The 8,712-nt window shown below is 50.8% G+C and carries 12 protein-coding genes; all 12 read right to left on the bottom strand.

The window, feature by feature from the left end; translation table 11 throughout:
- Positions 1 to 300, bottom strand: a 300-nt coding sequence (locus tag KJ869_00255; GenBank protein ID MBU1575622.1) for a sodium:calcium antiporter, incomplete at its 3' end; no start/stop codon positions are given.
- Between the two features lie 89 nt (positions 301 to 389).
- The gene (gene pal / locus KJ869_00260; protein ID MBU1575623.1) at positions 390 to 854 is read right to left on the bottom strand and encodes a peptidoglycan-associated lipoprotein Pal; all 465 of its coding nucleotides are present in this window, start codon (positions 852 to 854) and stop codon (positions 390 to 392) included.
- Positions 855 to 907: 53 nt separating this feature from the next.
- Positions 908 to 1,528 (bottom strand): TetR/AcrR family transcriptional regulator, encoded by a 621-nt coding sequence (locus tag KJ869_00265; protein ID MBU1575624.1) that lies wholly within the window; start codon positions 1,526 to 1,528, stop codon positions 908 to 910.
- Between the two features lie 121 nt (positions 1,529 to 1,649).
- Complete coding sequence (locus tag KJ869_00270) at positions 1,650 to 2,570, bottom strand: nitroreductase family protein (GenBank protein MBU1575625.1); 921 nt, start codon at positions 2,568 to 2,570, stop codon at positions 1,650 to 1,652.
- A 15-nt stretch (positions 2,571 to 2,585) separates the two neighbouring features.
- Entirely contained in the window at positions 2,586 to 3,224 is a 639-nt protein-coding gene (locus KJ869_00275) for a CHAP domain-containing protein (protein MBU1575626.1), read from the bottom strand.
- A 68-nt stretch (positions 3,225 to 3,292) separates the two neighbouring features.
- Positions 3,293 to 4,180, bottom strand: a complete 888-nt coding sequence (locus tag KJ869_00280) for a hypothetical protein (GenBank protein ID MBU1575627.1) — start codon at positions 4,178 to 4,180, stop codon at positions 3,293 to 3,295.
- Positions 4,181 to 4,229: 49 nt separating this feature from the next.
- Positions 4,230 to 4,646 (bottom strand): aminoacyl-tRNA hydrolase, encoded by a 417-nt coding sequence (gene arfB, locus KJ869_00285; protein ID MBU1575628.1) that lies wholly within the window; start codon positions 4,644 to 4,646, stop codon positions 4,230 to 4,232.
- 7 nt (positions 4,647 to 4,653) lie between these two features.
- The gene (locus tag KJ869_00290) at positions 4,654 to 4,893 is read right to left on the bottom strand and encodes a hypothetical protein (GenBank protein ID MBU1575629.1); all 240 of its coding nucleotides are present in this window, start codon (positions 4,891 to 4,893) and stop codon (positions 4,654 to 4,656) included.
- A gap of 106 nt (positions 4,894 to 4,999) precedes the next feature.
- On the bottom strand, positions 5,000 to 7,081 hold the full coding sequence (locus tag KJ869_00295) for a M6 family metalloprotease domain-containing protein (GenBank protein MBU1575630.1): 2,082 nt from the start codon (positions 7,079 to 7,081) through the stop codon (positions 5,000 to 5,002).
- A 273-nt stretch (positions 7,082 to 7,354) separates the two neighbouring features.
- Positions 7,355 to 7,726 carry a hypothetical protein gene (locus KJ869_00300; GenBank protein ID MBU1575631.1) on the bottom strand — a complete coding sequence of 124 codons (372 nt, stop codon included), beginning with the start codon at positions 7,724 to 7,726 and terminating at the stop codon, positions 7,355 to 7,357.
- A 32-nt stretch (positions 7,727 to 7,758) separates the two neighbouring features.
- On the bottom strand, positions 7,759 to 7,908 hold the full coding sequence (locus tag KJ869_00305) for a hypothetical protein (protein ID MBU1575632.1): 150 nt from the start codon (positions 7,906 to 7,908) through the stop codon (positions 7,759 to 7,761).
- Positions 7,905 to 8,534, bottom strand: a complete 630-nt coding sequence (locus KJ869_00310) for a PRC-barrel domain-containing protein (GenBank protein MBU1575633.1) — start codon at positions 8,532 to 8,534, stop codon at positions 7,905 to 7,907. Before KJ869_00310 ends, KJ869_00305 begins: the two co-directional genes overlap by 4 nt.
- Positions 8,535 to 8,712: the final 178 nt, after the last annotated feature.

Here is an 8,712-nt window from a genome sequence, read left to right on the forward strand (position 1 = left end):
CCTGGCAGATATCGGACCCTCGGTATGCAGGGTGCTGATCACCGCCACCACCACCAGGTTCATCACGCAGGCTCCGTAGATATTCCCCAGGGCCAGATCCGGCTGGCGCACCAAGGCCGAGGAGGAGATGCCCGAGAACAACTCCGGCAGGGAGGTCACCGCGGCCAGCAGCACCACCCCTATCCAACTGCCCGATAGCCCCAGCTTCTCGCCCAAAATATCGCCGTAACGCGACAACTTGGAGCCGGCGAAGACGATCACTGCTACCAGCAATACCAGTTTAAACCAGACAAAAAACATAGTTGAAGCCTTTTGATGTTTTTAATGATTATCCGCCGAACAACCGGTATCAGGTACAATTGGATTGGATGAGAAGCCGGGGAACCGATTTACTGCTTTTCTATTATAAATTCCACCCGGCGGTTCTTTGCCCAACTAGCCTCATCGTGTCCCAATGCCGCCGGACGTTCCTTGCCGTAACTGGTTGTCTTGAACGCTGCTCCGGAGGTCCCCAAGTTTACCAGGTATCCCTTGACGGCATTGGCCCTTTTCTCGCCCAGGGCCAGGTTGTATTCGATGGTTCCCCTTTCGTCGCAATGCCCCTCCAGCCGGATCGTCACACTGGGTTTGCCCCTGAGAGCCACGGATATCACGGAAAGAATTTTTCGGTATTCGTCCTTCAGCTCATATGAATCCAGATCGAAATATACCGTTTTGAATTCCAATTTAGGCTCCGGCTTCTGGACTGGCGGTTCGGGAGCCTTGGCTTCCTGCTGGGCTTGAGCGGTCGTTTCCTTCTGTTCAACCGCCTGTTTCTTGGCGCAGCCCCCGGCAAAAAGCCCCGCAATAATCATGATCGTTGCTAATCTTTTCATATTCACTCCTTATCTATGCGTTGATATGGTTATCAGTTTACGGCATCCCTGCAGTAATTGATCCCGTTGCAAAAGAAACGCCACAGGTGTTCGAATTTACTGATAGGCGGAACATCGTAGCTCCTCAGGGTAAAATCTGTAGCCGCGGTCTGGATCAGCCCGTAATACATCAGACTGGCCTCCTTGATGCCCATCTCCGGGCAGGCCAGCCCTCTGGATCGGGCTTCATTCAGCAGTCCCCCGATACGACTTGTATAGTTGTCTATAACTTTCAGTATTTTTTTTCTCAAAAAATCATCGTTCAGATGGATGCATTCCGAGGTAATAACGAACAGGCCTCCTTTCCTCTTCTCGGTAAAAATAAGATGGGACCTCATGATATCCTTAAGTTTTTTGATGGGGTCGGAATCCCGGACTACCGCCTGGTCAAAAGTCTCCATCATTTTGATCTCCACGTCGTCAATGATGGCCCCCAGGATGTCCCGCTTACTCTTGAAGTGCCGGTATACCGCCGCTTCGGATATCCCGTTCAGGTAGGCGATATTCTTGATGGTAATGGCGTAAACCCCCCGCTCGATCATGAATTTCTGGGCGGTGGCCACGATCTCCTTCCTTCTGGTTTCGGTAGGCTTGCGCCTTTGGGGCTTTGGCATAATAAAACGATCTCTATGTTAGTTAACACTCACTTACATTATATCAAAAGGCTCAAGCCATGTCAACCCCGACAGGAAAGAGCCGCTTTACAGCGGCTCCATCTTACTTGCCCTGATTGCGTCATTTTCCGCCCTTCAGTTTGAAATCACGGAACCACCCGAATCCAGAGGCTTCAAATTGTTTTAAAAAACGGCCATTACCCTGGACCATCAGATCGGCCACATAATGCAATCCGAAATAGCGCTGGACTGGATTGATATACCCCTGTTCCTTTGCTTTGGCGACACAGTTATCGGCAAATCTCTTGCCGCCCACCTTCAGGCATACATTTTGGAATCTTTTCAGGCGATCCGGCGTCAGCTCAATCCTTACATCGGGATACTTATCGTCAAAGGCTTTTAGCAGGGCGGCATCCGTCAGGTCGGAATATCTTTCGTTATGCACCGCTACCGACGGAGGAAGTTTCTTCCTGGACTTGGGCTTGCTCTTGGGATATCCCAGGGTCAAAAGAACGATCGGGAAAACCCCCTTGGGCAGTTTGAACATCTTTTTCAGCCGGGGGAAGAATTCCATCACCGTCCCGATATACACCGAACCCAGGCCCAGTGAATCGGCCGCGGTGCAGATGTTCTGGGCGCAGATGATGGCATCCTGGAAAGATATCCAGAAATGACGGAAGGAATTATTGGCGGTGAAGGGCGCGCCTTCCAGTTTGGCCCAGCGCTCCAAACGCCGCCAGTCGAGGCAGAACAACAGGTTGGCCGGAGCCTGCCCGATAAAAGGCTGGTGGCACATTTCGGCCAGTTTCTTATTGGTTCGGGAGTTTTCTATTTTTATGACCGAATAGGGCTGCAGGTTGCCCCCAGTGGCGGCGTGAGCCCCGGCCCTTAAGATGTGATCCATGGTCCGGGGCGGGATCTTTTTACTGGTGAAATTCCGGCAGCTTCCCCGTTCTATCAGCAGTTTGAGGGTATCGTTGGGATAGCTGCCTTTCGGCACCTGTTTAACGCCGTGGTGGGAAGGCATTTTACTGTCCGCCATATCTTTCTCCCTGTGCTATCTTTTATTTCTTCGGCAATAATTATAGATATCCCCATAGGAGTGGAACAACGCTCCGGCCAGAATGTTTCTCTTCCCGGCTCCGGCATCGTCCCGCTTGAGATAATTATTGATCACCTTTCCCCGGCTGTTCTTTTCCCGGTAGGGGTCTTTCAGGTTCATCCTGATCCGGGTAACCATCCCCGAGCTATAATGAATGATTGTTATCGTCCCGTCCGGAAATATCTCCTCCACCAGGCCCATGTGAGTTATCCGGTCGTAGACCACGTCGGTGGTATTCTTGAAGAACACCGCATCCCCGATATTGGGCTGGTATTCGCGGTAGGCCATGCCTTTATCCTGCAGGCTTAAAAACAGCATTTCGGACAAGGATCGGTTCTTCCTGTGCGATCTGATATCCACCCGGTAGCCCATCAGCCGATATACCCCGATGACGAAACCGGAACAATCATTCTTGAAGCATTTGTTCAAAGAGGCCAGGTTCTTGGTCCCTACCAGACCCTTGGCGCATTCCACGATCTCCTGCCGCCGCTGCATCTCCTCTCGGGGCATCTCCCGGCTCCGGATATAAGGCCCGGCGCAAGACAGCAATAATAAAATCCCGACGGCAAATGATATGAATTTGAAGTATCTCATGTTTTTATTGTAACTTATTTATTGATAGAATACAAGAAAAAAGCCGCCCGGTGGCGGCTGAAAATGATCTATCTTTGATCCAAACCGAGGGCGGACTTAAGCCGGCCCAGAGCGTATTCCTCCAGGGGGAAATGCCATTCATCGGCCAAAAGCTTTTCCAAATATTTACCCGCTGCGGGGTTTGGGGGGAAGATCGATATCAATTTTTTATAAATATCCGGCGTGTATTGATAGACCTTGGCCAGGTCGTCCAGCGGGTACTTGGCTTGGGCGATATCAGTGGGGGTGGCCATGCATTTCTGGGCCATCAGTGGGCAGGTGATGGTATCACGCTGGGTGGAGAACTCGAAGAATTTACGGCACATTGAACAGTAGTATTTCCCGGACGGAACGTCTCCCGTGATCTCCAGTTCGTCGAGTTTGATGGCCTGGCTGATGCTCAAAACATCCTTGAATACCGGAATTACGGCGTTCAGCAGATCGAACAACTTATCCTTATTCCAGATTTTCCCAAGGTCGGTGATTATAAAAGTGACCTCTTCCTCCGTTACCCGCTGGGCTGTTTCACAGCCGCTTACAATAAGGATGAAGCTTTTTACGGTCTGAAGCTTTTCGTTTCTGTATTTTACCCCCCAGTCGTTCAAAAACCCCAGATAGGCGTTAAACAATCCGTCCCCGATCTTGCCAAAGTCGCCGGTGGCCAGGAATGACATTATTTTTTGCGGGATTTTAGGGTAAAAAAGCCCCAGTTTTTCCAGGCAGATGGACGACTCCAGGGGCATTACCTCAATGGGGATGGGGGTATTGATGCACATCTTGGGCATGAAGGGGCACACCGGCTGGTCCATGGTGAACAGCATTTTGCAGGTTAGGCACCAGTAGCGGTGGCTGGGCGAAAGGCTACCCTTGGGAAGGGACGCGACCTTCTGCATCAGTTTTTCCTTGTTATCAAACATAGCTCCTCCGTTTAGATAATGAGAGCGCGCTGATGCCGGCATCTATTGGTCAATCCGTTAAAACAGCTTTTCTTCTATTGACCTTCTTCCGTCCCTGGAGACGTTTCCCATCCAGTCTTTTAAGCTTGGACCCATAACTGGGCTTGGTGGCCACCCGTTTTTTCTCCCTGGCCGATGCTTTAAGGATCAGCGCATTCAGCCGGTCGAGTGCATCCTGTTTGTTGCGTTCCTGGGTGCGGTATTTACGGGCATCAATGATTAAGATGCCCTGGGAATTGATCCGGTTCCCCGCCAGCTTAAAAACTCTTTCCTTTACTGTTTCGGATAACGACCTGGCGCGAACGATATCAAATCTTAACTGGACTGCGGTGGCTACCTTGTTGACATTCTGTCCGCCCGGACCGGAACTGCGGACAAAATGATACACGATATTTACATCGTTGGCTTTGATCTCTGAAGGGCCCATGATCAGATCAATCCCGGTCTTTACGCACCCCGGCAATGCCGGCGAACACCGCCACCAATATGGCAACCTTGAGTGATGTCAGCCAGGAGATGCTTCTTGCGATCAGGCCCTGCTCCACCGCGCCGGGGAACAGGTCAGGGATGGTCCAGGCCCACAATAATTTTACAATGAACAGGGCCACCACCAGGGAAACGACCATCAGCGCCAGGGCACCGGGAAATATTGCCATCAGCCAGTTTTTTTTCATATAAATTTCCTTTTTACATTATTTTATTAAAGATACCACTTAATGAAAATAATTTCAACAAAAATTCAGTCGCCCTTTGACAAGGGCGACTGATAATGGTTAAGTATTATTTAAGAATGGTCATTTTCCGGGTGATCCTTTGATTGCCGGAGACAAGCTGGTACACATAAACCCCGTTAGGCAGGATTCTTCCCTGGTTGTCCTTGCCATCCCAGGGGACAATGTTAGCCCCGGCCGGACTGCGGTCATTGTGAACATTCCGAACCTCCTGGCCCAGAATGTTGAAAACCTTGATGTTTACGTTGCCTTCGGCCGGCAGTGAATATTTGAAAGTGATCTCGCCCCGGCTGGGATTGGGATAGCAGGGGAGCAGCGCCAGTTCTGATCTTTTCACCAAGGACGAAACCACGATATTCACCGGTCCGTAAGGCGTTTTTTCGCCGTTGACATCCACTTCGGTAAGCAGATAATAATAACTGCCACCCTCCGTCAGGCTTTCATCGGCATAGCTGTATTCCTGGGGCTGGTTGGAAGTCAAACTCCCGGGTATCTTGGCCAGCAGTTTGTATTCCTCCTCCGAGTCTTTGGTCCGGGAGATCTCCCAGTGTGAGCAGTAATGCTCGCTCTCGGTTCGCCAGGCAAGAAATGGTTTGTGATTGGAAATCATTCCCGTAAAATAGCTCAGTTCCACAGCTTGAACGGGCGGTTGCCCCGGTATCACATACAAGGTGCAAAACATGGCCTTGCTGAAATCCCCGCCCTTGCCTGCCGCCGGTATCTTGCGGACGGCGATGCCGGAGCGGCTGGTCCCGTTGTTTAAGTAAGTGACCGGATAAGCTGTACCCAGGCTGTCAAAATTGGCCTGGGTGGTGCTGTTCCACATGTCGGCGGCATCGCCGCTGTTGTTGCCGTTGTACAGCTCCGAGGTATAGCTGGCCGAGGTCTGGTCGGTTTCCTCCAATGCCACGCCGTAGGCCCGGGTATTTGAGGCGTTGACTGTATTTGCATTCAGATAGGTGGTGGTGGTATAAGTGCTGTCGATATGATATATAGCCAGGCCGGAGCTGTAAATATACTGATCCCAGGCCACTCCGCTGACCGGGCCGGTGGCAACCGAACGACGGTCCTCAATAAGCCAGAACTGAGAGGTGGCCATGCTGCCAAGCTTGGAAAGCCGGGCCGTGGTATGGTGTGAATCGGACAGGGTAGCGCTGAAAGAAAAACCCTGGTTTTTGGTGATATTTAAGGGCGTTATCCAGCCCAGAAAGCGCTTGCACCAGACGTCCATCTGGACCGGAGTGGCTCCGGTATTGCCGTTGCCGCCCCAGCTTCCGCCGGCCATGATTGACCAATTGCCTATGCCGGGTCCGCCGCTGGCGGTATTATAAAGATCCGGCAGGCCCAGGGCGTGCCCGAACTCATGACAATAAACTCCGGCTCCAATCATCTCGGTGGTGGTATTATTGCCGTCGGCGTAATTGGTGCGCTCTGGATTTATGATATAATCGTTGATGCGAACCGCCGTGCCGGTGTAGGGGCTGATATCCCCGGTGGTGTAGTAGGTAGCCCCTCCGCCAAAACCGGACAGGTAAAAACTGTGCGACCAGATGGCGGCGGCGCCTTCTTCTGCCCCCTTGCCGGCGTGAACCACCCACAGCACATCAACGTAGCCGTCATGGTCCATGTCATAGTTGGGATCGGCAAAATTTATGAAGACATCGGCGTTGGCCAAGACTCTCCTGATGAATTCATATGTGTTCCCGGTGGTGCCCCCGTTTAATCCATCGTTGACCGAGTAATAGGCAACAGTATTGTTGCTGGTGCGCCAATTGTCAACTTTTCCGGAACAACTCATGGCATTGTAGGACATGTCCCGGTAGTAGTTGTTCACCGACTTGACCCCGGTGCCCCGGTTGAACAGCATGGCCTGAAACTGGGCCTGGGTATTGATGGCGGCCAGGTTGGTAAAATAACCCAGTATCACAGGATAACTGCGGCTGCCGGATATCTTAGCATCTTTGGATTTGATGCTCAGTTCTCTTTCCAGGCCCCGCTTTGGGCTGTCCATCCCTTTCAGCCGCATAGCCTTTAGGGCCTCTGGCTCCTTGATCCCCTCCAGTGGCGGCATAGCCCAGGATATATTTGTTAAAGCAAACAAAAGCAGCAACACAGACATCACTGTTTTCATACTTTTCTCCTTAATTATTGAAATTTGGATCATAAATAAAACATTCCTAAGTATATAACTTATGCATATTTTATGCCCATTATTGGATTTTCATAAATTTTAACTTCTTGTATCGCAAGATATTAAAATAATAAACTATTGCTGCTTGGCCTATATTTGTTGTCAAACTTTGCAAGATATAGAATCAAAGAATCGTCGGCCCATAACTACCTGCCAATAAACAATATCCGCGGCAAGCAAAATTTGCATAGTTATGTCCAATTTTGACAAAACTTACCACTTCGGTTCTTCGGTGATCTGGTAGGTCCCCTTGCAATACGGGCAATTAATAAATACCGCACCCTCCTTGACCGCCACCGAGTTCCTGTCTAACGGTGCCCCGCACTGCTGGCATTTCATCTCCTCGGGCTTGACCGAGCCGGAGAGGTCTATCTTCTGGGTGATCTCAATCTTTTGTTTGGGCTCGTTGCGTTTGGCCATCACCGCCGCAAATATTCCCACCCCTATCAGAACCAGACCGGTGATGATGCGACCCCCAGGGTTGGGGGTGTACTCGGCCCGGGCGGACATCAGAAACAATATTCCAAAGAATATCAATATTCCGGCTATGATATAAACCGCCAGCGACTTCCCGGTGGTAGCCATATAACCTCCTTAAAATCAGGGATTGATAATTTTTAGGCTTTTCCAATTATGGTCAGGACCAGAAGAGTAAGGGTGACCGCAACGATGCCGGCCACGGTGATGACCGCCACGGCATTGTATATTTTTTCGTTGATATGCTCCCCCATCATATCCTGGTTTAAAAAATGGGATGCGTGTTTCATAAATTCATCAGATCCTTCAGCATTTCCTGGGATATGGACAGCTTTATCAGTTTCATCTGATCGTCAAACTGCTCCACCAGGTCCCACATGATAATATTCTCCATTATCTTGACATTCATCATTCGGGCCACCCTCTCCAGCCGGCGTCCGGCCCCCAAACGGTAAAGCAGGCCTTTGATGCCTACTTCCACGCCCACCAGCACCAAGGCTTCGCCCGCCGCCCGGAGCTTGACGTCGTTGACCAGCAGCAGCCGGCGGCCATCGTTGTCCACTATCTGCTGGTCCATCACATGGCGTTTGAACAACAGTTCGCCTTTCTCCAGCTTGCCCGGTTTGATCTCGCTGTAGGCTATTTTTAAAACAATCCTATCGTCATCAACCGTATTCACCGCTTTCCAGGGGATGATGGCCTCGAATTTGGCCGTCCCCAGCAGGCTGACCCGTATCTTTACCAACACCGCCACCGACGATACCCAGGGAAACTCCTCGCCCATCATTACCGCCAGGTCGGCCACCTTGCCGATCTTGACTCCGTCCCGGTCTATCACCGGAAGGCCCAGATAGTCCTTGGTAAAACTGGTGGCTCCCTCGGAGATGGTGATATGTTTTTTATGACTGTCGGTCAAAGGAACTCTCCTGATATCAATATTATTAATGGGGGCATTGAATAGTTTACATATTTAGTGCAGCCTTCGAGGAATGAATGCTTGGTATGATTTTTTCGCTAAAGTGTCATGCCTGCGAAAGCAGGCATCCAGGCATTTTTCTGGATTCCCGCTTCTGCGGGAATGACGTGTTCATTTC

The organism is Candidatus Edwardsbacteria bacterium, from assembly GCA_018821925.1.
Taxonomy (GTDB): Bacteria; Edwardsbacteria; AC1; order AC1; family EtOH8; genus UBA2226.